Below are 24008 nucleotides of genomic sequence, written 5' to 3' on the forward strand. Positions count from 1 at the left end.
CAATAACTTACTGACAACCGCTGCTTTACGCTCTTCAGAATACAATGACATAATAACTCCCACACCGGCCCTATTGATATAAAATTAGGCTGAATTGCCAACCGGACAACTAGGGTGACAGAGGGGGAAAGCCTTGACGTCCAACAGAGTATCTACGAAAAAATTGAAATCGACAAAACATCAGGGAAAAAGCAAAACACCGCTCTGGGGGAGCGGTGTTTGGGTTTAGTATTTTTTAGCTGGCCGCTTGGTGCTCGGCGCTATCCGTTAGATGTAGTTAAACAAACTCATGCCTTGTATTTTACCAAACATGGTTTGAGTGGCTTGTAGTGCAACCAGGGTTTGGCTAAATTCGCCGGTGGCTTGGGCGTAATCTAAATCTTCCATGCCGCTGCGTAGTTTATTTAAGGTGAGATCCATTTCTGCATGGATTTCTTTTTGGTTATCAAGACGTTGCATACGGTTACCAGTATCGGCACGTACTCGAGTGAAATGCTCGCCCATAGCATCTAGCTCATTTAATATATCAGCAAGTTCAGCCTGTCCGGTAGGGTTGTGGCCGTCAGTTTCTAACCACTCTTTGGCACTATTTAAAATATCAAATACGCCTAGCTCGTCTTGGCCAGTGCCATCTGTAACGGTAGAGTTAAGTTCTATTTTATCACCAACTTTAGCTTCCCCTTTAATAACAATGTCTACGCCGTCAACTGTTACTGTATTACCCGGTGTATAAGCGGTAGGAGCCGCCGGTGGGGCTGGTGATACAGCGCCATTATTGTCGGTAACACGATACGCAATATCACCGGTAGCGGGTGTAGTATCCATAAACTCGATTGTATAGGGGTGTGCATCTGTAAAATTACCTCTGTCGGTAATATTGGCACTTTCTACTTGTAGCTGGTCTTCTCGTGAACCACTTACCAAATTATAGTTCATGGTAAAGTCGCCACGTGGGTTAGGTACGCCACCAAAAACTTGTTCACCAGAGTGGTTTAGCTCCACCTTTACGCTGTTACCAATGACCATTTCGCGTTCACCGCTATCTCCACTATAGGTAATATCACCATTAGGTTGACGGGTAAAAGGTGATGAATCTGTTTGATAGCCACCAAAAATAGCTTGGCCAAACTCATCTTTCGCATTGGCAATATCGAGCATTTCATCAAGACGGCTTTGTAATTCAGATTTAAGCGCATCTCGCTCTTGTGGACCTATTGCTGGGTTGTTAGCTTTTAGCATGATCTCTTTAACTTGCTGAGTGATGTTTTCACCGCTAGTTAAGCCAGTTTCTTCGCGGCGTAGGCGGTTTTCAGCCAAGTTAATATTGGTGTTGTACTGACCTATCTTACGCAGCTCTTGTTTGTAGTTAAGAATGCCGTTGGCTGCTACCGGATCGTCACTGGGCTTTTCTACACGTTTACCCGAGGACATTTGCCCAAGTTGGGTATTGGCCTGAGATGTACGGGCACTAATGTTGTCTAGGTTACGCTGAATAAATTGAAAACTAGAGATGCGCATAACGATTCCTTAGCGAATTTGCAAAAGCGTGTTCATGGTTTCAGACGCTACGGTAACAACCCGTGCCGAAGCCATGTAAGACTGCTGATAACGGAGTAAATTGGCCGCTTCTTCGTCTAAGTTTACACCCGAGGTAGACAACATGCGGTCGTACGACTGATTGTAAGCAGCGCCGGCGGCTTCGGCTTTTACACGCTGATTTCTTGTTAGCCCACCAATTTCTACCGCGGTTTTATTTAAGCTGTCAGTTACCGTCGACTTGCCGTTATCAAGCCATTTTTTATTTTGTAAATCAGCAAACTCTAAGGCATTAGTGTTGTTACCTGAGCCTTTCGCTTGCTTAATTACAAACTGGTCAAACTCTTTGGCATCACCTTGAATGTTCATTTGTACATCGCCAAAGGTGATGCTGCCATCTGTGGGTTGCCCATCAAATAAAGCCGGTAAGGTGCCATTTTTGTCGGTTACCACATATTTAACGCCACCGGCACCGTCGTCTTCTACCTTAACCGTCAGCGGATAGTCGGCTTCATCAATAGCCGTGGCCGGTGGAGTGGGCTCAACCACTTGCACACCCACTTTGGCGGTGCCGGTGTTATCTTTATTGGCATCGACCATAATGGCCCCAGAGGCGGCAATTTGATCACCAGTGTTCAGCTCAACTTTTAAGTCGTTACCGCCTTGGCGGGTGGGCCTAATTTGCATTTCGTCGTTGCTATCGGGCACATCGCTTAAGGTAATACTAAAACCTAAATCAGGCCTATTAATGGTTTGCTCTGTGCTGGGCGGTGTATTTTCAACATCGGCGGCATCAATAGCGAATGTTTCACCCGAGGTAATATCGGTAAGCATATAATCGCCACCGTGATATTTAAGGGTATATTCGCCACCAGTTAGTTTACCTGTGTCGGTAATTTCAACGGCCCCATTTACATTGGGGTTATTACTTAAAAAGCGATTGGCCTGTGCCTCTGGTGCATTAATATCGGTGAAAAAGTTTTTGCCGACTTCGCCATTTAAGTCTACGCCTTGTTTTTGTACTTCATTAAAAGCGTCAGCAATGGCCACCGCCACTTTACCCATATCACTTAAGTTGGGGCCTAATATTTGATCGCGATAATGAAACAGCGCGCCCATTTCGCCACCTAACGCTTGGCTGCCTTTTACCCGCGTGGCGTGATCGGGGTTGTTAGGATTGCTTAAGTACAATTCGGTTTGCTGTGGGTCGGGCGAGCCTGGCCGCACTTCCATCGCGTAGGCTTGGTTGCCACTCACTAAGGGCTCGCGGCCACCTAGCATTACCGAGATCATGCCGTCTTGGCCTTTAATGGTGGTAATTTTAACTTCTTGACCTAACTCTTGAATTAAGCGGTCGCGCTGATCGAGTAAGTCGTTGGGTGAGCCATTGAGGCCGGCATTTAGTATTTGCTGGTTAAGCTCGGCAATGCCTGAGGTAAGCGAGGTCACATGCTCGGCGCGCGACTCTATGTCACGATTCTTAATGTTCATCTCTTGCTCTAACGCGCTGTAATACTCGTTAAAGTGGTTGGTTATATCTTTGGCATTGGCCAACATTAAATCGCGGTTACCCAAGTTACCTGGGTTATCCACTACGGCGTTAATGGCTTGATACATATCATCTAAGCTTGAGGCCAACCCTTCGTTAACACCGGCTAAGTTTTTATCTAAAAAGCTAAGTTGGTTGTATAAAGACTCGGCACCGGCTTTTTCGGTGTTATTAACCAATACGTCTTTAAAGGCATATTCCTGATACATACGGGTTACATCAGTCACGCGCGTCCCCGTGCCATAGAATTGTCCACCAGAATACATTTGTAGGGTGGTCATTTGCTCTACACGCTGGCGGCTAAAGCCTTCGGTGTTCACGTTGGCAATGTTATGACCTGTGGTCGCTAACTGGCCTTGTGCGGCCAGTAAGCCACTCACACCGGTTTGGTAAATATCAACAGCCATAAAGAATCCTTATGCTTGTGCTGCCAAGCGAGTAACGGTATTTAGAATAGAGCTAAGCTTATCGGCATATTTAGGGTCGGTGGCATATCCGGCCTGTTGCAGCTCTTTAAAATATTGATCGGGTGACCCCGTTTGTTGCAAGGCGTTGCTGTAGCGCGGATTTTCATGTAAAAAATCAACATAGTTGTTAAAGCTTTCGTTAAAGGAGCCATAAGCTCGAAACGGCGCTTTTACTTTAACGGCCACACCTTGTTCATATTCTAGGGTGTTTACCCAAGATTTTTCATTGTTCCAACTGTTATCGGCCTTAATGCCAAAAAGATTATGGCTAGAGCCATTATTTTTTGCGCCAATGATTTTTTTACCCCAACCGGTTTCCAGTGCGGCCTGTGCCAACATGGCCTCAGGCGCCAGCCCCATGCGCTTGCCAGCCTCTTTAGCGGCGGGCATTAAGCGGCGTACAAAGTCTTCGGGTGAACGAAAAGGCTCACTGGCACTGTACACAACAGCGTCCTTGTTATTGGTTAAAGAGTTAGCGGCGGCTTGTAATGGCGGTTGGGCTTTTTGCTTAGCCTTTTCAACGGCATTTTCAATACCCTCTGCGTCTAATGGCCGTACTATTTTACCTTGTACTCGGCGCACATCGGCAAGGTCAAAATGGCGCGCTTCTGGTTTACTGTCGGCTTGTTCGCCACCTAATTGCTTAGCGACCAGATCGGCTAAGCCTAAACTGCCACGGCGACTAAGCTCTGATGACATTTGTTGATCGTACATATCTTGATAATGTTCGGTGTAGCGGCTGTTCATGGGGCCGTCGGATTCAAACACTTTATTGGCAGCGCGCATCGATTTAAATAACTGCTGGGTAAACAGGCTTTCAAACTGACGCGCCGCTTCATCTAGCGCTTTGCCTCTGTCTTGGGCAAAACCTTGTTGGCGCAGCTTATCAAGCCCTTGAATGTCGTTAACCAATAAGCTGTTATTGTACGAATCGACCGGTTTCATACGCTACTCCGAAAAGAAAGCTATCAGCTTTAAGCTGTCAGCTGTAAGAAAAAAACTAAACCTATATGCCAGGGACCCCACGGAAAAATAGTGGTCACACCTGAATAAAACCTGTTAAAAGTGAAGCGTGAAGAGGAAAATACCTACATCCAAAACCGAGATCCTGATGGTCATCAGGGTGACGGCTGTTTTTAGCCCCACCAAGAACCCTTTTCGCCCTTATCTGATCTTAATTTTTCCGTGGATTTCGCGGGTTCCGTTGCAAAATATCTTTAGGTTTAGGCTTAGTTGTCCGCTTTACCCCTCACTATTTACCCTTCACAGTTACTTAGATAATCACCAGCTCGCCTTGTATGGCGCCTGCTTGGCGTAGTGCTTCTAATATAGCGACTAAGTCTCCGGGGGCTACGCCGACTTGGTTAACCGCACGTACTAAGTCGTCCAGTGTGGTGCCGGTATCTAACTTAAACATACGCGTGTCTCGCTGCTCTACATTAATATTACTGTTAGGCACCACTTCTGTTTGCCCACCACCAAACGCATTAGGTTGAGATACCTGAGGGTTCTCTGAAATGGTAATAATAAGCCCACCGTGGGTAATAGCAGCGGGTTTGAGTTTGACACTTTGGCCAATAACCACTGTGCCGGTACGAGAGTTAATAATAATTTTGGCCGCTTCATCGGCCACATCCACCACTAAATTTTCTAAGGTAGACAAATAGCTCACTCGCTGCCCAGGGTCTCGGGGGGCATACACCCGCACCGAGGTGGCATCTAATGCTTGGGCATTGTTAGGCCCCACTAAATTGTTAATGGATTCGGCCATACGCTTGGCGGTGGTAAAGTCTGAGCGGTGCAGGTTAAAAGTAATGGTGTCGCCACGGCCAAAAGAGCTAGGTACTTCACGCTCCACCATGGCACCGCCAGGAATACGACCCACTGTGGGAATATTAATCATAATAGAAGAGCCATCCGCCCCTTCTGCCCCTAGGCCGCCCACCACTAAGCTACCTTGTGCAAGGGCATATACTCGACCATCTACCCCTTTTAAGAAGGTTTGTAATAAGGTGCCGCCACGTAAGCTTTTTGCTTCACCAATGGCCGACACTGTAATATCGATGGTTTGTCCAGGTTTAGCAAAGGGGGGTAATTCGGCATGTACGGCAACCGGTGCCACATCTTTCATTTTAGGGCGCATGTTCTCTGGCACCGTAATACCAAAGTTATTAAGCATGGTTCTAAAGGTTTGCGCGGCAAAGGCATTATTACGCTCGCCAGTGCCGGGTAAGCCCACCACTAAACCGTAACCCACCAGCTGGTTAGCTCGCACTCCTTCTACCGAGCTAATGTCTTTTATTCGCGCGGCCTGAGCGGGAATAAAGGCACCCGCTAATAAGGTTAAGCTCAGTAATATGGCGGTGAGCTGTTTCATGTATTTCTCCTGAGCTTTAAAGGTCGAATGAATTCGACCCTACAAAACCTTAACACCAAGATCCTAACGGTCATCAGGATGACGGCAAAAACAATCATCAAAGGTCGAATGAATTCGACCCTACAAAATACGGCTTCAAGCTGCTTTAAAAAGGCATCCATTCGCTGTTGAAAAATTTGGCCAGCCAACCGCGGCTTTGGGTGTTGGCAAAGTCACCGGTGCCACCGTAGTAAATACGCGCGTTAGCAACACGGTTAGAGGCAATGCGGTTATCGGAACCAATATCTTGGGGGCGGATTATGCCACTAATGCGCACATATTCTTCACCGGTATTGAGCATTATCCACTTTTCACCTTGCACCATTAAATTGCCGTTGGCCAACACTCGGGCAACACTCACGGTAATGCTGCCTTGCAAGCTGTTGCTTTGGTTAGTGTTCGCTTGGCCATCAAATTCATTATCTGAAGACAAAGATGCAGACAACGGATAACCTGCCACTGTGGTTGGCACGCCACCTAAGCTGGGTGCATTAAGATTGACGCTTGAGTCTTTTGACTGGTTAGTGGTGGCTTGTTTTTGTGCTCGGGTCGACTCAGCTAAATCTACGGTAATAATGTCGCCTACACGGTGTGCTTTAATATCGGAATATAAGCTGTTGGCGTAGTTATCCTGAAAAATAGAGCCACTGGGCTCAAGCTCTTGCTCGCTTAAGCTTGGAATAACAGGCGCAAATTCAGGATCATCAGGTTTAGGGGTATAAGGGGTGCTGGTACACCCCACCAAAAACACTAACGCCAGCGCTGCTAAATTCGTTCGCATCATATTGGTCATTTACGGCTCACCGTTATAATTGCTGATTGACGTAGGCCATCATGTCATCTACTGCCGAGATAACCTTAGAGTTCATCTCGTATACGCGCTGTGCTTGTATCAAGTTAACCAGCTCTTCGGTTACGTTTACGTTAGAACTTTCTAGCATACCTTGTTTTATGGTGCCGTAACCGTCGGCACCGGCAATACCTTGCATAGCCGCGCCACTAGACTGAGTTTCTAAGTATAAGTTTTCGCCTTTAGGCTGTAGGCCGGCTGGGTTGGCAAAGTCACTAATAATCAGCTGGCCAATAATTTGCGATTCGGCTTGGCCGGCTATTTGTATTGAAACCTCACCATTGGTGCCTACGCTAATACTTTGCGCATTATCGGGTATTTGCATTTCTGGCTGAATGGGATAACCGTTACCTGGGCTTACAATTACGCCCTCTTCATTAAGCGCTAATTGCCCATTACGGGTATAACCTGTGGTGCCATCGGGCAATAACATTTCAAAAAAACCACGGCCATCTATCATGACATCTAGCGCGTTATCTGTGGTTTGTACGCTCCCTTGGGTAAAGGTTTTTTGCGTAGCCACCACCTTACTGCCCGCCCCCAACATTAAGCCAGACGGCAAGTTGGTATCGGCGGTAGCGCGGCCACCTGGCTGGTGAATGTTTTGATAGAGCAAGTCTTCAAAAATACCACGGCCTTTTTTAAAGCCCACGGTACTGGCGTTGGCCAAGTTATTTGAGGTTACCGAGATATTAGTTTGCTGGGCATCTAAGCCGGTTTTACTAATCCATAATGCGGGGTTCATAATATTCTCCTTTAGATGCGCAGCAGCTGAGCATGGGCTTTGTCGTTTTCTTCTGCGTGGCTCATCATTTTGAGCTGAGTTTCAAAACGGCGCTGTAAATCGATTAAATGGGTCATTTCGGCCACGGGATTGACGTTACTGCCTTCTAGTACCCCAGCTAACAACTGCACATCGGCAGAAGGCGCTTCTACTTGGCCATCTTTACGACGAAACAGGCCGTCTGTACCTTTTTCTAAGGCTGCATTATCTGGTAGTACAGTTTTAATGCGCTGCAATTCTTCGCCGCCATTTACCGGCTCGCCTTCTAGTCGCGCAAAGATGGTGCCGTCTTTGTTTATTTCCATTTTTTCTAATGGCAGCGGCAGAAAAATAGGTGCGCCGCCATCGTCCAATACATTAAGGCCAGTACTGGTTTGCAGTGCGCCTTCGGCCGTCACTTGTAAGTTACCAAATCGGGTATAAGCTTCGCCGCCGTCTTTAGCTTCTACCGCCAACCAGCCGTCACCGGCCACGGCAACGTCAAGATCTCGACCCGTGGTTTGTATGGGGCCAGAGGCAAAGCTTTGCCCAGGGCGCTCTGTCATGGCAAATACCCGCGTCGGCAAACCTTCGCCAAAAGCTTGCATGGCTCGTGCTTGCTCCATGTCGGCTTTAAAGCCGGTGGTGTTGGCGTTGGCCAAGTTATTGGAGCGTACGGCCACGCTGTTCATGTTTTCTTTGGCGCCAGACATGGCGATATACAGTAGATGATCCATTTCAGCTCCGTCGGTCAATTAGCCGAGACAATACTGATTAATACTGAACAGTTGCAGCATTATGCCACTGGCCGCTCGTTAATGGTTAAGTATAATGCAAAATTAGTGCCAGAAAGAAAGCTGTCAGCCGTAAGCTATCAGCTGTCAGTAAAAGAAATGGAAAAAACAAAACGTGGGTCATTGCGAGGCACGAAGCAATCCATTGTAAAAACAAAGCTATACGTCTAACGCTGTACGCCTTACGTTAAAGGTAAAACGGGTTGGTTCGTACCGCATAAAGAAAGCCGGAAGCTGAGAGCTGGAAGCGGTAAGCTAAACAAAAACACAGAGGCATTTTTGTTTTTACTTCCGGCTTCTAGCTTCAAGCTTATTACTGTCTGTTAGATGGATTGCCGCGTCGCTGCACTCCTCGCAATGACCCAAAGGCAACGATGAATGTTGCATTAACTGACAAACACTCAAATCTGCTATCGCCCTTACGCTCTGTCATTGCGAGGCACGAAGCAATCCATTTCACAAGAGAACGGAATGTCTACCGCTGTACGTCTACGTTAAAGGTAAAACGGGTTGGATTTTTCGTACCGTGCTCATCGTATAGAAAGCCAGAAGCTCAAAGCTGGAAGCGCTAAGCTAGACCAAAACACTGAAGCACCTTTATTGTCGGTTTTACTTCCGGCTTCTAGCTTCAAGCTTATTACTGTCTGTTAGATGGGTTGCCGCGTCGTTGCACTCCTCGCAATGACTGCCCCTTCGGGGAGCTGTCAGCCGTAAGCTATCAGCTATCAGTTAAAGAAGAACCTAGCGCTAAGCGCCAAGTGTCGTCCGCCTTACCCTTCACCGGTTTATCTTAGCCAGTTCACTTCACCCTCTGCGTAGTCATTGCGAGGCACGAAGCAATCCATTTCAAACAAAGCTATACGTCTAACGCTGTACGCCTTACGTTAAAGAAAAACTGCGGTTTTGTTTTTTTCATAAGGCGCTTAGCGTAAAGCGTATGGCTGTCAGTTAAAAAAACACCGCCTTTTAAGGGCGGTGTTTAGTTTTACTGATAGCTGGCAGCTTACCGCTGAAAGCTATGTTTTAACGTATTTGTAGTATGGTCTGCTGTAGGGTGCTGTTCACTTCTAGGGCACGGGAGTTGGCTTGGAAGTTACGTTGAGCGGTGATTAGGTCAACCAGCTCAGAGGTTAAGTCGGTATTAGATTGCTCTAATGCCGCCACACTCACTTTACCAAACACACCGGTATTAGGCTGGCCGGTCACTACATCGCCAGACAATAGAGACTCGCGCCATTGGGTATCACCAATTTGCGTTAAGCCTTGCTCGTTAGGGAAACGCGCCATGGCCACAATACCTAAATTTTCGGTAGTACCGTTACTGTAAGTGGCTTGTACTAGGCCATCGGTTCCTACATCTACCTTAGTTAAACGCCCCACTGTGGCACCGTCTTGGGTAGATTTTGTTACTTCAAATGCGCCTGAATTTAACGTGGCATCGGGTATTGTTATTTTAATGGTTTGCGAAGGATCAGAGCCATTATTAAATCCCAAAGCTTCAGTTGTCAGTTCATTAGACGCAGGAACAGCAGGAACTGCAGGAGGCCCTGGCTGAGCAGGAGTGCCAGGCGTGATCTCAAGCTTGCCTGCAGTATCAAATTCTAATGTATGAGAATCAGGAAAAGGAGGAGTTGCACCGTTATCAGTAAGCGCATTTTCTCCATCTACATATACAAACATTTCCCACTTATTGTCTGTAATAGCAGGAGTAACACCCGGAGCTGTAGGCCCAGTTTTCACAAAGTACTGGGTCATAGTGTGGGTGTCGCCCAAAGAGTCGTATACCGTCATTGAAGTAGATGAGGTATAAGTCTCTGAATCGGTCGGATCAAATTGATTTAAATCCAATGCATCAGATTTAGTCGGCAGATTAATGCCGGTTTTTACTTCCCCTGTTGCTTGAGGCTGACCGGCTTTATCAGGGATCTTTAACGCTTGAGTACTATTAATACCTAAACCTGCGGGCGTGCCATCTTCGTTGGCTTTGTAAGTTTGTAAGAAGTGACCTTGCGAGTTAGTCACATAACCTTCGTCATTAAGACGAAAAGCACCGGCACGAGTAAAGGTACGATCTAGGGTTTGCTGTTCGTTAGCCATGACAAAAAAGCCACTGCCGTTAATCGCCATATCTAGCGAGTTATTGGTGAACTGCAGTGCACCTTGGTGAAATTGCTGCGACACGGCCGCGGTTTGTACACCACTACCGGTTTGGGTTTTACCATTGGCAAAAATAGAGTTGGCGTACACATCGGCAAACTCGGCGCGCGACTCTTTAAAACCAAGGGTGTTAACGTTGGCAATGTTGTTGGCCGTTACGTCTAGATCTTTCTGCGCCGCGTTGACGCCACTAAGGGCTATATTAAAAGACATTTATGTGCTCCTTACGCGGCTTTATTGCCGGCAATTTCAAGTACTTGGTTTAGAGGTATGCCCCCTAAACCAGATAAATTAACTAACGTTGGGCTGTTCGCACTGCCCAAGGTCACGCTGTCTACTCGGCCAAAGACCAAGGCATTCAGATCTTCACGCTGGTTATCCACTAACCCACTGACTTTAACTTTGTATTGGCCTTTTGGAGCGGGCTCGCCTTGTTCATTTAAGCCGTCCCAACTAATAGGCACGTTGCCGCGCTGCGGGCCATCTAGGCTCATGGTACGCACCACCTCACCTTTTTCGTTTTCTATACGGATCACCACGTTATCAGCACCTTCACCGGTTACGGCTACGCCTTCGACGGTATCGGACTCATCCCAATAAGACAGGTTACTCGGTAACAATACTTTTTGCCCAACTAAGCTGGAAGCTTGCAATGCTTGGCTTGAGGTCATCACTTCACTTAAACCCGAGAGTTTTTCACTCATTTGGTTAATACCGTCAGCACTGGTAAAAGCCGTCATTTGGGCAATCATGTCGGAGTTATCTGCCGGATCAAAGGGGTCTTGATAGGCCAACTGTTGCGTCATAAGTGCAAAGAAATCTTCTTGGCCAAGCTCGGTACGGCCCGGATCTTTGGCTTTATCGGCTGGGCTTTGCTCGCCCGGCCATTTCATGCCGTCTAGGTAGTCTTGATTAACCTGCATTATGTGTTATCCCTTACCTAAGCGCAGTGTTTGTTGCAGCATTTGTTTGGCGGCATCAGCCACTTGCACGTTTGTTTGGTAATTACGTGAGGCGCTAAGCATATCGGTCATTTCTTCTACCACATTCACATTCGGCTTATAAATAAAGCCTTCTGCGTCTGCCATAGGATGATCGGGGTGAAACTCTTTTAGCAAAGGCTTATCTGACTCAACAATTGCCTCAACTTTAACACCGACGCTTTCTTGACGATCTGACAAAGCATGCTCTAAATCGGCGGCAAATACAGGTTTGCGAGCACGATAAGTTTCATTGATGCTTGAGCTGACGCTATCGGCGTTAGCCAAGTTACTGGCGGTCGTATTTAGCCGTACCGACTGCGCACTCATGGCACTGCCGGAAATATCAAATACCTTAAATAGGCTCACATTGAATCTCCTTTAATGGCTTTTAGCAGACCGCTGATTTTACTGTTTAAAAATTCAAGCGAAGCCTGATATTGCAAGGCGTTTTCCATATAGCTATTACGTTCTGTTTGTACATCTACCGTATTACCGTCACCGGTATCGGGTTGATTAGGTACCCGAAACTGCACACTACCTGGTGGGGCTAAATCAACAGCAAAATGTTGCTGGTTAGTTCGGCTAAGCGAAAAACCTTGCCCAGTTTGTGCCTGCTCTAATGCCGACTTAAAGTCCATGTCTTTGGCTTTATAGCCTGGCGTGTCGGCATTGGCCAAGTTACCGGCAAGTAACTCTGCACGGCCAGAACGCGTTACTAAGGCGTGTTGATGAATACCAAAGGCTTTATCGAAGGAAATCGTCACCCAGCACCTCTTGCGCTACGTTATTGCCACAGGCGGCATAATATTGCCGCCAGTCGCTTACATTAAGGGGAAACGGCGAACTATAACGACTGATCACCTTTGCCCATTTCTTACTTGTATATTAAGCAAAACTTGTGCCAAGTATTAACGGGCTTGTGTTTATCGGCTAAAACAAAGCAGCCCACATTAATAAGATTAATGTGGGCTGCAAATAAGCACGAGAGAGTGGTGTTACTTTAGTCGGTAAATGATACCTGGGTTACAACGGATCATTTCAAACTTATCCGATAAACCCGTTAGTGACTCTGATGCGCCGAGTAGTAAATACCCGCCTGGGTTTAGCGACTGTGCAAACTGGTTAAGGATCTTGGTTTTATTAGCCGGTGAGAAGTAAATTAACACGTTACGACAAAAGATAATGTCAAACTTACCTAAGAGGCTGTAGCTGTCTAACAGGTTAAACGGCCGAAAAGACACCATATTTCTTACTTTATCTTTTAACTGCATTTTGCCATCGGCGAGTGGCGTAAAAAAATGGCTTCTGCGCTCAGGTGATAACCCTCGAGCCAGTGATAGGCTATCGTAAATGCCATTTTTGCAATGTTCTAGCATACTCGTAGAAATGTCGGTGGCAACAATTTGCAGCCCGGGCAAACCACCAGGCTTGCGTGCTTGATATTCAAGTGCTGTCATGGCAATGGAATAGGGCTCTTGCCCAGAAGAGCTGGCAGAAGACCATATCTTTAAGGTTTTACCCGGCTTCGCCAGCTCAGGAAATAACTTTTCTGTGAGCAAGGTAAACGGATAAGCATCACGAAACCATAAGGTTTCGTTGGTCGTCATGGCATCAATTACTGCAGTTTTAAGCTCTCGCTCACGAGGCGACATACTTTTAGTCACTAAGTCGTCCAATGACTCTAAATGAAAACGAGCTAATAACGGCGACAGACGGCTTTTTACCAAATACTGTTTATTATCCCCCAGCACAATGCCTGTGCTAGTTTCTAAAAACTGGCAAAAAGCGCGATACTGTGGCTCGGTCAGATTCTTCATCAATTCCCTGTTCCTTTATGCCTGTTTTAAAGTGCGCCCTTCACAGCGGTGGCTAATTCGTCAGGGTGGAACTTAGCAATAAAATCGTTCGCCCCTACTTTTTCAATCAATGCTTTATTAAACACCCCACTTAAAGAAGTGTGCAAAATCACATGTAAATCTTTTAATGATGGGTTGTTACGAATTTCAGCAGTGAGGGTGTAACCATCCATTTCCGGCATTTCTACATCAGAAATCACCATAGATAACTGCTCATTAATGGGCCCTATCGCTGCTAACTCTTTTAGCTTATTAAGGGCCAGTCGACCATTTTCAGTAACGATAACCTCAAAGCCTAAGTTCACTAATGTTTTATGGATTTGACGACGCGCCACCGATGAATCATCGGCTATCAAAATCGGCTTTTGTTCACCTGTAATTAAACCAGACACTTCTTTCACTAACTCATCTTTTACCACTGAGTGAGCAGGGATGATTTCATCCAATATTTTTTCTACATCTAGGATTTCAACCAGCTCACCGTCTATTTCTGTTACCGCTGTCATGTAGTTTGACCGCCCAGCCCCTTTAGGGGGAGGCAAAATAGACTCCCAATTGACGTTGATAATACGTTCAACCGAGTTCACTAAAAAGCCTTGTATGGTGCGGTTATACTCAGAAATAATAACAAAGCTATTGTCTACCTCGGCTATGGGTCGCCCCCCCATAGCCTTGCTAATATCAATAATAGAGATGGTTTGGCCACGAATATTGGCCACTCCTTTGATCACCGAACTACGTTGTGGAAAAGCGGTCAAGTTAGGGCACTGCAACACTTCTTTTACCTTGAACACATTTATGCCAAATCGTTGACGGCCATTCAGCTTAAAGAGCAATAGTTCTAGCCTATTTTGACCAACAAGCTGTGTTCTTTGGTTGACTGAGTCAAGTATTCCTGCCATCACCCTTTCTCCGTATATGCCACGCCCAAAGGGCTGCATGGCATGCTTTATGCATATTTTAATGCCGATTGCGATATTCGTGCGCTGTTAAATGCTAGCCTATCACTCGCACTCTGCGCACGCCAGCTGCGGCCAGCTTACCGTTACTTTATCGGCCACGAGGTAATAATGCTTAGAAACATTTTCTTATTTTGTTTTGTTGTTCGCCCTGTTCTACGAGCAGCGTATAAAATATTGTTATATAAAAAAGAGGTAACTTCAATTTTGCTTCTTAGTAGCTTGGCTATAGAGGTGCAAGCGCAGGCAACAAATCTCTCTGTGCATGAAAATATTCGTCATTATGCCGAAGACTATGTTCGCGATTTAGTTCCCGTACAACCAGATGATAAGTTAGAGGTTAATGCCGCCAGCATTGATACGCGAGTACAACTTACTGAGTGTGTAGGTAAGTTAACCGCTGATATTAGAGGCTCAGGTGACATAAAACGTAACACTCATGTCTATTTGCAGTGTCATGAAACCCCGGGCTGGGACTTATTTGTCCCCGTTAGGGTGCGCACTCTTAAACCTGTGGTGACGGCGCGAGATCCTATTGCACGCAACACACTGCTACAGGCGCCAGATCTTGTAATAAAGTATGAAGATGAGGTTTTATTGCGTGGTGATATTTTTAGCCGTATTAACGAATTAGTTGGCTCTCGCAGTAAGCGCGATTTACGCCCAGGGCAGCCAATACGCAGCAGTCAGCTTTGCGTGGTATGCAAAGGTGACAAAGTCAGTATTTTGGCACAATCGGGGGGCTTGATGCTAAAGACAAACGGCATTGCTGAAGAAGACGGCTCATTTAATGACAGCATTCGTGTGAGTAACCTTAATTCAGGCAGAAAAATTAGTGCCCGTGTGATGGCCGCCGGACAAGTAAAAGTTAATTTATAAATTTTGCTAAAGTTATTGCTAACAAGGCCGATACCCTTTTTACGCAGCAGCAGAATTAGGACACTCAATTATGGCTATCGATAAATTACCCACGAGCTTAGGCAATAGTACGCCACTAGCAAACAACAAGTATAAACAAAACATTGGTAACGAAGCCGCACCCAGTGCTGCAAAAAATACCGTTGCTACTACCCAAGACTCGGTAACGCTCACTCCTCAGGCGCAGCGCCTTAGTCAAGTGCAACACAACTTGGCGAACACGTCTGCACCCGATAATAGCGCTAAAATAGAAGCGTTAAAAAAAGCCATTAATGAAGGCACTTATCAAATAGACAGTGATAAGCTGGCTGCCAATATTTCAAGCTTTGAACAGGACTTAGAAGGCCTCTAATATGTCGCTTGCTGCGCTACTAGACACCCAACAATCACAACTTAAGCAACTGCTGGATATTACCCAGCAGGAGCTTGAGTTAATTACGCAACGCAAAGCACTAGCGCTGCCTCCGTTAGCAGAGAGTAAGCAAGCTTTGCTGACTCTTATTCAAAAAACCGATAGCGAGCTTGCTCATCATCCCGACAAAGCGCGCTTAGCTGACGAATTTAAAGACCAAGTTAGTCTATTGCGAGACTTAGTCACTGAATGCCAAGAGCGCAGCCAAGTGGCCGAACAGTTGCTAGAGCAATCATTAAATGGCATACGCCAGCTCAGTAATATCTTAAGCAAACTGCACGAACGCCAAAGCATGACCTATGATCAAAAAGGTCACACTAAGGGTATTAATAAAGGTGCAGGCTTTAAGGTTTAAGTTATAGCACTAGATGCCAAGCTCAAAAAACACCACTTTGATACATATATAGAGTGGTGTTTTTTGTGGCCGTAATTTTTAATCCATTCAACATTCAACATTCAACATTCAACATTCAACATTCAACATTATTAACCTACTCGCCACGGCGTAATTTTTCATAGCGGTTTAAGTCTAATTTGAGTTCGGTAATGTACATATCGCCGTCAGGATAACTATTCACCACTTGAGCGCCACGCACTACACCACGGCTGCTATTGCTTACTGTGCCATCTTGTAAAACATGGCTATTCATAGTGCTAGAGCTCGACGACATCACGCCACCTAGTTGCTCGGTGAGCTCGCGATAAGCATCCATTTTAGAAGCGCGCATGGCGTGTAATAACTTTTGCTGATAGTTGCTGGGGCTTTGCAAGCTGATAGGCGCATAACCCACAGCATGCAGGGGTTCACTTTTACTAAATAGCGGTGACTGAGCACTACATCCACTCAACATAACCAGCAAAAAAAGCCCAAATTTACTTCGCATAACGTCTCCTTTCTGCTGGTGTTATTACACGCGTTTGTGGGCCTTTGGCTCTTAGTAAACCTGCCACTAAATACTCAGGAATAAACTGCTGGGCACTGGCAACTAAGCTATTATCGGCCATGGCCACCAAGCGCGCATTAATTAAACGCCCTCCTGTGGTTTCGCTCACCGTGCCGTGCAGTAAATAACGTGCATCAATACGAGGGCTTAACTGACGATAATCTCGACTGGTACTCACATCACCCTCTGGGGTAATACGAATAAATGGCAATGCTTTAAAATCGACCACCCGTAAGCCATATTGATTAAGCTGAAACATCATGGTTTCAGACAGCAGACGACTAAAGTCATCTTGGCTTTGATAATCTTGCTGATCGACAAAGCCACTCACCGCAATGCCCGACTGCTCGTTAAGGTTATGAGCACTAGACACAAGGCGATACGCCAATGCCGACATATGCTGTTGTATTTGTGTTTGGCCGCCCACCAAAGAAGGACCCGCCTGAGGAAGATAGGCACTGCGAGATCCCGCGCTCATGCGCATGGGCACGCCGTCTTGACTGTGACGAGGCGATATCTCGGGGCCAACTAAGGGGCCCAATGGCTGATTGTTAATATAATGAGATGCATGATCATGAGGCAAATAGTGATGTTCAGCATCAAACAGCTGTGCCGGCGGCTCTTGTTCTGCTGTTGTGCAGGCTGTTAATCCCAGCACCGCCACTAGCAAAAAGGCTTTACTCATCATGACTCCAACTTTAATCAATAATATTCATAAGGTATCGGCTTACCTACCACAAACTTTACTTACCATCGAGTACGCCACGCTAGGCGCTCAGCATAACAGATATAATGACACACTTTAGCGACAAATAAGTAGCCTAGGCCAAGGAAGGCCTCTTAGTGGGTTAGCCGTTATCTTTCTATGGCAAGCTTTTTGCATAATCCTTGCCAAGAATGGATTAATGGCGTTATTTAATTAAATAGCCATCTTACACAGGTGATTCCGTGTCAATAAAAGCCCTTTTGCCCTCGTTATTTCTATTATTGCCGCTGACATTACCGTTAACGGCCCATGCCGACTGGTACCAAACCCAAGGCTCAGCCCCCTTAAGCTTAGGAAATGAAGCTGCTCGTCAACAGGCGTTAGAACAAGCATTAACCGAGGCATTACTACAAGCCGGTGCCTCTCTTACCACTGTGCAGTCCGTTACCAATGGCGCGCTGTCTGAGCAGCGGCTAGATATTGCCGCCCAAGGTGAGCTAATGGATTATGTGGTCTTAAAAGAACATAACTCACAGGGACGCTTATGGCTGACGTTAAGGGCTGATATTTGGCCTAACAAAAAAGTAACTCCAAAATGCAATGGTAATTATCACCCCGGCATCACGCTTACGCGCTTTTCTATTCAGTACCCTGAACAGGCCAGATTTGGCCAAATTTATGATTTGGGCGCAGCCGTTACTAACAAGCTGACGCAACAGCTCTCTTCGAGTGTCAATTTAATGACAAACCTTTCCCATCAAGTGGCCACCGATAAAAGCTTGCCTCGTAGCCCAGGGTTACGCCAAGGCGCGGATCTGTTAGCAAAGCAGCAACAATCTCGATTACTGCTAAGCGGTATCATTAGCGATATTAGCATGGAGGAAGGTAATTGGATGAAGTGGCGCTTTAGCGATATGCCACGCCAATTCGCCTTAAATGTGACCTTAGAAGACAGTTTTACCGGTGAACAGTTATTACAAAAAAACTATCAAGTAGAAGCCCCTTGGGGTTATAGCAAGCACGCTAAAGTCAGAGTTCAGGAACAAGGCTTTTGGCATTCTAGTTATGGCCAATCGGCAGATCAGCTATTGCTGCAAGTAGCAAGAGACGTGGTAAATGCACAGTCGTGCATGAAAGCCATTGGTCATATTTTGCAGCAGTCTGAAGAAGGGATTTTAATGGACTTAGGGCGCCAAGCCGGTATTAAACCTGGGGATCGTTTTACGCTGGTTCATCGCCGTCAAATACAGCCCGGTTATTACAGTGAGACCTCATCTGAGGCACAATTTGTGGTACAGCAGAGCCATACCGATTATAGCCTACTGGCACCCGCTGATCGTAATGCCAAGCAAGTGAGAGTCGCCCCAGGGGATGTGCTTACCGCGCTGCATTAATGCACCATACCAAAGTTGGCGATGTTTTAGGTTTAACCCATTCTCGCTGGTGCTCGGTGCTGTTTTTCGCCGTCATTGCGAGGAATCTAACAGACAGTAATAAGCTTGAAGCTTGAAGCCGGAAGTAAAAACAAAAATGCCTCTGTGTTTTTGTTTAGCTTACCGCTTCCAGCTCTCAGCTTCCGGCTTTCTTTATGCGGTACGAAAAATCCAACCCGTTTTACCTTTAACGTAGGAGTACAGCGTTAGACGTATAGCTTTGTTTGAAATGGATTGCTTCGTGCCTCGCAATGACCCCGATGTTTTTCTTTAACTGACAGCTAACGGCTGACAGCTCCCCGAAGGGGCTTAACCGGACTCCTAAAATAAAAACACCGAGCCTAAAGACTCGGTGTGTTGGGTTTAGCTTAGTGCTTGGCGCTGCCCTTTTGTGCGAATGAATTCGCCCCTACATAAAATACAGCGACTGCATTAATGCACCATGCCTAAGTTTAAGGTGTGTTGGGTTTAGCTTGGTGCTTGGCGCCGGCGCTAGGCGCTATCACTTCCCCATCATTTTTTCTTTTAGCACGGCAAAATCAGCCGCTATGGTGCCATTTAGTGGCTCCATAGCGAGGTGCTTAGCCAGTGGACCGGGTAGCGGTAAGTCTTGCTCTAAAATGGCATCTACATTTTCTTTAAACTTAGCCGGGTGTGCCGTACATAAGAAAATGCCCACTTCATCTTTGCCGCGCTCTTTATTCAATAAGTCCCAGCCAATGGCACCGTGGGGCTCACATAAATAGCCTTGCGCAAACAAGCGCTGTAGTGCGTCTTTCGTGTCTGCATCATCGAGGGAGCCCGAGGCAATGTCGGCTAAGTTCCAGCCTTTTACGCGACACAGCTCTTCTACTCGTGGCCAGTTATTAGGGCGGCTTACATCCATAGCATTAGATAAGGTGGCCACGGTTGCTTTAGGATCCCAGCTGCCACTTTCTAAATAGCGTGGCACGGTATCGTTGGCATTCGTCGCCGCCATAAAGCGCTTCACTGGTAAGCCCAGCGCCTTGGCAATTAAGCCGGCGGTTAAGTTACCAAAGTTGCCCGATGGTACAGCAATCACAGCTTTATGACGTTGCTCTACAGGCAATTGCGCCACGGCTTCAAAGTAGTAGCATACTTGGGCCACTAAGCGGCTAATGTTAATGGAGTTGGCCGAGTTTAACCCCACTGCCTCTTTTAGCTCTTCATCATCAAAGGCTTGTTTTACTAACGCCTGGCAGTCATCAAAATCGCCCTGCACGGCAAAGGTGCGAATATTGTCACCTAAGGTGGTAAACAATTTTTCTTGCAGCGGGCTAATTTTTCCCTCTGGATACAAAATAACCACTTCAATATTCGGCAGCCCATGGAAAGCATGCGCCACTGCCGCACCGGTATCACCGGATGTTGCCGTTAAAATGGTGATCTTTTTACCGTCTGTGCTAAGCGTGGCCAAACACTGAGCCATAAAGCGACCACCAAAGTCTTTAAAGGCTAAGGTTGGGCCATGAAACAGCTCAAGGGCATAAGTGTGATCGTCTACTTTGACCAAGGGGGCAGGAAAAGCAAAGGCACGCTCTACCATAGCGGTAAGGGTGGCTTCAGGAATTTCATCACCAATCAGGTGTTGTAGCACGGCAACTGAGCGCGGCACTAGCGGCTGCTCTAACAGGGCATCGATATTGGCAATGGGGCTGAGGTTTTCAGGGAAAAACAACCCTTGACCACGGCCCAAACCTTGCTTAACGGCACCAGTAAAATTGATGGTTTCCGTATTATCCTTAATATTGTACAACTTCATAATTCTGTTCCTGTTACTCGCGCACCTTGGGTGTCGATTTTACAAATATGACAAAAACCATCCTGATTTTGAATAAAATGCTCGCCCAGCCAAGTAGCTAATTTTTCAGCTTGGCTTAACTCTTTCAGCACACAAAATACCGTAGGGCCACTGCCAGAAATACCAGTTGCTAATGCCCCTAAAGCGGCAGCTTGATCACGCACCGCATCAAAGCCTGGGATGAGTTGCGCACGATACGGTTCGGCAATCACGTCTTTTAACATGGCCGCTGCCAATGGCTCTTGGCCGGTATGGCAAGCATGCACAAAACCACCTAAACGACGGCCATAGGTTAGGCAGTCTTGACGGCGATATTGTGCCGGTAAAATACTGCGTGCTTCTGAGGTGGAAATATTAATACCGGGATAACACAGTACAAAGTACCAATCGTCAAAACTTGGCAGGGTTTGGCTTACTACATCAGCTTCGTCTAGCACCAGCTGCATGCCGCCAAAATGGCAAGGTGCCACATTATCGTAATGCAAAGAGCCAGAGATCTGCCCTTCTAGCTCGCCCATCAGCAACATGAGTTCATGCTCGCTAAGTGGCGTGTCATAAAAAGCATTTAAGGCAACAAAGGCCGCCACTATGCTGGTGGCGCTAGAGCCAAGACCCGAGCCAACTGGCATATTTTTTTCAAGGGTCATGGTCAGTGGCTTAGTGGCCACTTCTTTAGCAACGAGAGCTTTTTCAAAGGCTAGGTAGCAGTCATAAACAATGTTTTTAGTGAAATCGTCGGGCAATTTATGGGCATAAGCACCCACTGTGGTGAGATTAAATTGACCCTGAGTGTCAGCCACCAACACCCGATCACCCAACATAGTGCCATCAACTGGGGCGACAGCCGCCCCTAATACATCAAAGCCCACACTCACATTTGCCGTAGAGGCAGGAGCAAACGCAACAACACTCATTTATAGCTCCTGCTTCCAGTTGTGAGTACGCAATAAGTCCGCAAATACACCGGCAGCCGTCACATCGGCACCGGCGCCGTAACCGCGCAATACTAATGGAATAGGCTGGTAATATTGCGTGTAAAAGGCCAAGGCATTTTCACCGTCTTTCACTTTAAACAAGGGATCATCACCGTCTACCGCTTTAATCGCTACTTTACAGTGACCATCTTCAATTTCACCCACATAGCGCAGTACTTTGCCTTCGCTGGCCGCCTCAGACACTAACTGTTCAAAATAACCGTTCGCTTCTGGCAGGCGTGCCATAAAGGTTTCAATATCGCCGCTGGCGTCAAACTCGGGTGGTAAGCCCATTTCAATTTCAATGTCGGCTAAGTCTAGTTCTAGACCGGCTTCACGAGCCAAGATCAGTAGCTTGCGCGCCACATCCATGCCGTTTAAGTCATCTCGTGGGTCGGGCTCTGTAAAGCCATTTTCTCGGGCCACGCGAGTGGCATCCGCAAAGCTCATGCCTTCGTCTAACTTACCGAAAATATACGACATAGAGCCGGATAAAATACCGCCAAAGGATTTCAGTTGGTCACCGGCACGCAGCAGGTTTTGTAGATTTTCAATCACCGGCAAACCGGCGCCCACTGTGGTTTCGTATAAAAACTTACGATGGGTACGCTGAGCGGCACGACGTAGCTGACGATAGTAATCAAGGCTTGCGGTATTGGCTTTTTTGTTTGGCGTTACCACATGAAAACCCGCTGCTAAAAAGTCAGCATATTGCTCGGCTACACTGTCACTGGAAGTACAATCCACTAATACTGGGTTAATAAGGTGGCTGTCTTCTACCATGCGTTGCAAGCGCGGCAAGTTAAAGGTGTCGGTCGCTTGCGCCAGCTTATCTTGCCACTCGTTTAAGTTAATACCGTCGCGGTTGACGGTCATTTGACGAGAGTTAGCAATGCCCACTACACGAATACCGATATCTTGGGTTTCTAGTACTGGTTGCTGGCGGCGAATTTGCTCAAGTAGCTCTCCGCCTACCCCGCCACAACCCACTAAAAATACATCAATAAAACGACGGCTAGAGAAGAAGTTTTGATGACAGGCTTTTATAGCTTCGGTAGTTTTTGCTTTATGGATCACCGCCGAAATAGAGCGCTCGCTCGAACCCTGGGCGATAGCCACAATATTAATGGATGCTTCAGCTAAGGCATTAAAGAAACGCGCCGACACCCCTCTTACGGTGCGCATGCGATCACCCACCAAAGAAATAATGGCGAGATCTTCAATGATATCTAATGGTTCTAGCAGTTTATTTTCAAACTCAAGGGCAAACTCATTGGCAATGGCTTGCTGTGCTTTTTGCTTATCAAAGCTGTGAATACAAAAACTCACGCTATATTCAGATGAGCTTTGGGTGATCAGCACTATGCTCACACCGGCACGAGACACACAAGAGAACAAGCGCCCAGCCATGCCAACCATGCCTTTCATGCCTGGGCCTGAAATATTAATCATGGTCATGCCAGCTAAGTCAGAAATCCCCTTAACTTGCTGATCGTCATCACTGCACTGTGGGCCAATGAGTGAGCCTTCGCCTTGGGGATTACCGGTATTTTTAATTAAGCACGGAATATGGAACTGTGCGATAGGGGCGATGGTTTTCGGGTGCAATACTTTAGCACCAAAATAAGACAGCTCCATGGCTTCTTTATACGACAGCTGTTTAAGCAGCTTGGCATCGGGCACTAAGCGTGGGTCACAGTTGTAAACGCCGTCTACGTCTGTCCAAATTTCACAGCATTCGGCATTCACACAGGCAGACAAAACAGCAGCAGAATAATCTGACCCATTGCGGCCTAAAATAACGGTTTCGCCCTTTTCATTGCCGGCAGTAAAGCCTGGCATAAGGTAGACGCAATCGGGGCGTAGTGCTTGCTCGGCAAAGCGCTGGCGCGATGCGCTAATGTTAATGGTGGCCTCTAAATAGCTACCTTCCCCCAGCAACATGGTTTGTGGGGTAATGACTTCGACTTGCTCGCCTCGGGCTTTTAACAGTTCAGCCATAGTGGCAATCGATAAGGCTTCGCCACGGCTTAAAATGTGTGCTTGAGTATTATCTGGGCATTGCTGTAGTAGACTCACCCCTTGAAGTAAGCGAGCCAGCTGGCTGAGTTCGCGTTCAATGCGCTCTTTTAATGCGGCATCATCTAGTGGAGCAAATTGAGCTTTTAGGCCATCAATTATACCGTGAAAAATCTGCTCAATTTCTTGTAGTACAGGTGCAGGGTCTAAACCACGAATGGTTTGCTCTACTACCGCGACCAAATGATTCGTTACTTTGGCGGGAGCGGATAACACCAACGCCACCTGAGATTGCTGCTGATTATTGACCACAATATCGGCGACATTATTAAATCGCTCGCTATTGGCCAAAGAGGTGCCGCCAAATTTCAAGACACGCATTTATAACTCCCTGTTTTAGACGAAAAGTACTAAACGAAAATGTAAAAAGCCCGCATCGGATGGGGAGGC

At 46.7% G+C, this 24008-nt stretch carries 22 protein-coding genes; 4 read left to right on the top strand and 18 right to left on the bottom strand.

Annotation, left to right across the window (positions count from 1 at the left end; translation table 11 throughout):
* Positions 1–267: 267 nt before the first annotated feature.
* The 13 genes from flgL to J3U76_RS10080 all read right to left on the bottom strand — a co-directional run bounded on the left by flgL (position 268) and on the right by J3U76_RS10080 (position 14273).
* A complete protein-coding gene (gene flgL, locus J3U76_RS10020; protein WP_208005839.1) occupies positions 268–1518 on the bottom strand; it encodes a flagellar hook-associated protein FlgL in 1251 nt (416 codons plus the stop codon).
* Between the two features lie 9 nt (positions 1519–1527).
* Positions 1528–3492 (bottom strand): flagellar hook-associated protein FlgK, encoded by a 1965-nt coding sequence (gene flgK, locus J3U76_RS10025; protein WP_208005840.1) that lies wholly within the window; start codon positions 3490–3492, stop codon positions 1528–1530.
* A 9-nt stretch (positions 3493–3501) separates the two neighbouring features.
* On the bottom strand, positions 3502–4497 hold the full coding sequence (gene flgJ / locus J3U76_RS10030) for a flagellar assembly peptidoglycan hydrolase FlgJ (RefSeq protein WP_208005841.1): 996 nt from the start codon (positions 4495–4497) through the stop codon (positions 3502–3504).
* A 328-nt stretch (positions 4498–4825) separates the two neighbouring features.
* The gene (locus J3U76_RS10035; RefSeq protein WP_208005842.1) at positions 4826–5929 is read right to left on the bottom strand and encodes a flagellar basal body P-ring protein FlgI; all 1104 of its coding nucleotides are present in this window, start codon (positions 5927–5929) and stop codon (positions 4826–4828) included.
* A 145-nt stretch (positions 5930–6074) separates the two neighbouring features.
* Positions 6075–6752 carry a flagellar basal body L-ring protein FlgH gene (gene flgH / locus J3U76_RS10040; RefSeq protein ID WP_208005945.1) on the bottom strand — a complete coding sequence of 226 codons (678 nt, stop codon included), beginning with the start codon at positions 6750–6752 and terminating at the stop codon, positions 6075–6077.
* 22 nt (positions 6753–6774) lie between these two features.
* On the bottom strand, positions 6775–7563 hold the full coding sequence (gene flgG, locus J3U76_RS10045; RefSeq protein ID WP_208005843.1) for a flagellar basal-body rod protein FlgG: 789 nt from the start codon (positions 7561–7563) through the stop codon (positions 6775–6777).
* Between the two features lie 11 nt (positions 7564–7574).
* Complete coding sequence (flgF, locus tag J3U76_RS10050) at positions 7575–8318, bottom strand: flagellar basal-body rod protein FlgF (protein ID WP_208005844.1); 744 nt, start codon at positions 8316–8318, stop codon at positions 7575–7577.
* Between the two features lie 1080 nt (positions 8319–9398).
* Entirely contained in the window at positions 9399–10745 is a 1347-nt protein-coding gene (gene flgE / locus J3U76_RS10055; RefSeq protein WP_208005845.1) for a flagellar hook protein FlgE, read from the bottom strand.
* Between the two features lie 11 nt (positions 10746–10756).
* Positions 10757–11455 (bottom strand): flagellar hook assembly protein FlgD, encoded by a 699-nt coding sequence (locus J3U76_RS10060; protein ID WP_208005846.1) that lies wholly within the window; start codon positions 11453–11455, stop codon positions 10757–10759.
* Between the two features lie 6 nt (positions 11456–11461).
* On the bottom strand, positions 11462–11881 hold the full coding sequence (gene flgC, locus J3U76_RS10065) for a flagellar basal body rod protein FlgC (protein WP_208005847.1): 420 nt from the start codon (positions 11879–11881) through the stop codon (positions 11462–11464).
* On the bottom strand, positions 11878–12279 hold the full coding sequence (gene flgB, locus J3U76_RS10070) for a flagellar basal body rod protein FlgB (RefSeq protein ID WP_208005848.1): 402 nt from the start codon (positions 12277–12279) through the stop codon (positions 11878–11880). Before flgB ends, flgC begins: the two co-directional genes overlap by 4 nt.
* A gap of 231 nt (positions 12280–12510) precedes the next feature.
* Positions 12511–13332, bottom strand: a complete 822-nt coding sequence (locus J3U76_RS10075) for a CheR family methyltransferase (RefSeq protein ID WP_208005849.1) — start codon at positions 13330–13332, stop codon at positions 12511–12513.
* 26 nt (positions 13333–13358) lie between these two features.
* Complete coding sequence (locus J3U76_RS10080) at positions 13359–14273, bottom strand: chemotaxis protein CheV (protein ID WP_208005850.1); 915 nt, start codon at positions 14271–14273, stop codon at positions 13359–13361.
* 264 nt (positions 14274–14537) lie between these two features.
* On the opposite strand from J3U76_RS10080, the gene flgA reads away from it, so the two are divergent.
* The 3 genes from flgA to flgN all read left to right on the top strand — a co-directional run bounded on the left by flgA (position 14538) and on the right by flgN (position 16015).
* Positions 14538–15209: a flagellar basal body P-ring formation chaperone FlgA gene (gene flgA / locus J3U76_RS10085; RefSeq protein ID WP_243454196.1), complete on the top strand. Its 672-nt coding sequence runs from the start codon at positions 14538–14540 to the stop codon at positions 15207–15209.
* A gap of 70 nt (positions 15210–15279) precedes the next feature.
* Positions 15280–15600: a flagellar biosynthesis anti-sigma factor FlgM gene (flgM, locus tag J3U76_RS10090; protein ID WP_208005851.1), complete on the top strand. Its 321-nt coding sequence runs from the start codon at positions 15280–15282 to the stop codon at positions 15598–15600.
* 1 nt (position 15601) lies between these two features.
* Positions 15602–16015 (top strand): flagellar export chaperone FlgN, encoded by a 414-nt coding sequence (gene flgN, locus J3U76_RS10095; protein WP_208005852.1) that lies wholly within the window; start codon positions 15602–15604, stop codon positions 16013–16015.
* A gap of 136 nt (positions 16016–16151) precedes the next feature.
* On the opposite strand, the gene J3U76_RS10100 is transcribed toward flgN, so the two are convergent.
* Together J3U76_RS10100 and J3U76_RS10105 are read right to left on the bottom strand one after the other, a co-directional pair.
* Positions 16152–16544: an LPP20 family lipoprotein gene (locus J3U76_RS10100; protein WP_208005853.1), complete on the bottom strand. Its 393-nt coding sequence runs from the start codon at positions 16542–16544 to the stop codon at positions 16152–16154.
* Entirely contained in the window at positions 16534–17289 is a 756-nt protein-coding gene (locus J3U76_RS10105) for a FlgO family outer membrane protein (RefSeq protein WP_208005854.1), read from the bottom strand. Before J3U76_RS10105 ends, J3U76_RS10100 begins: the two co-directional genes overlap by 11 nt.
* A gap of 263 nt (positions 17290–17552) precedes the next feature.
* Between J3U76_RS10105 and J3U76_RS10110 the strand changes: the two genes are divergently transcribed.
* Positions 17553–18704 (top strand): flagellar assembly protein T N-terminal domain-containing protein, encoded by a 1152-nt coding sequence (locus J3U76_RS10110; protein ID WP_341534331.1) that lies wholly within the window; start codon positions 17553–17555, stop codon positions 18702–18704.
* A gap of 541 nt (positions 18705–19245) precedes the next feature.
* On the opposite strand, the gene thrC is transcribed toward J3U76_RS10110, so the two are convergent.
* From thrC to thrA, 3 genes are read right to left on the bottom strand one after another with little or no spacing between them, the layout of a single operon-like run.
* The gene (gene thrC, locus J3U76_RS10115) at positions 19246–20526 is read right to left on the bottom strand and encodes a threonine synthase (RefSeq protein WP_208005855.1); all 1281 of its coding nucleotides are present in this window, start codon (positions 20524–20526) and stop codon (positions 19246–19248) included.
* Entirely contained in the window at positions 20523–21479 is a 957-nt protein-coding gene (thrB, locus tag J3U76_RS10120) for a homoserine kinase (RefSeq protein WP_208005856.1), read from the bottom strand. The genes thrC and thrB overlap by 4 nt, the downstream gene beginning before the upstream one ends.
* On the bottom strand, positions 21480–23939 hold the full coding sequence (thrA, locus tag J3U76_RS10125) for a bifunctional aspartate kinase/homoserine dehydrogenase I (protein ID WP_208005857.1): 2460 nt from the start codon (positions 23937–23939) through the stop codon (positions 21480–21482).
* Between the last annotated feature and the right edge of the window lie 69 nt (positions 23940–24008).

The organism is Oceanisphaera pacifica, assembly GCF_017498065.1.
In the GTDB taxonomy this organism is placed as follows: Bacteria; Pseudomonadota; Gammaproteobacteria; order Enterobacterales; family Aeromonadaceae; genus Oceanimonas; species Oceanimonas pacifica.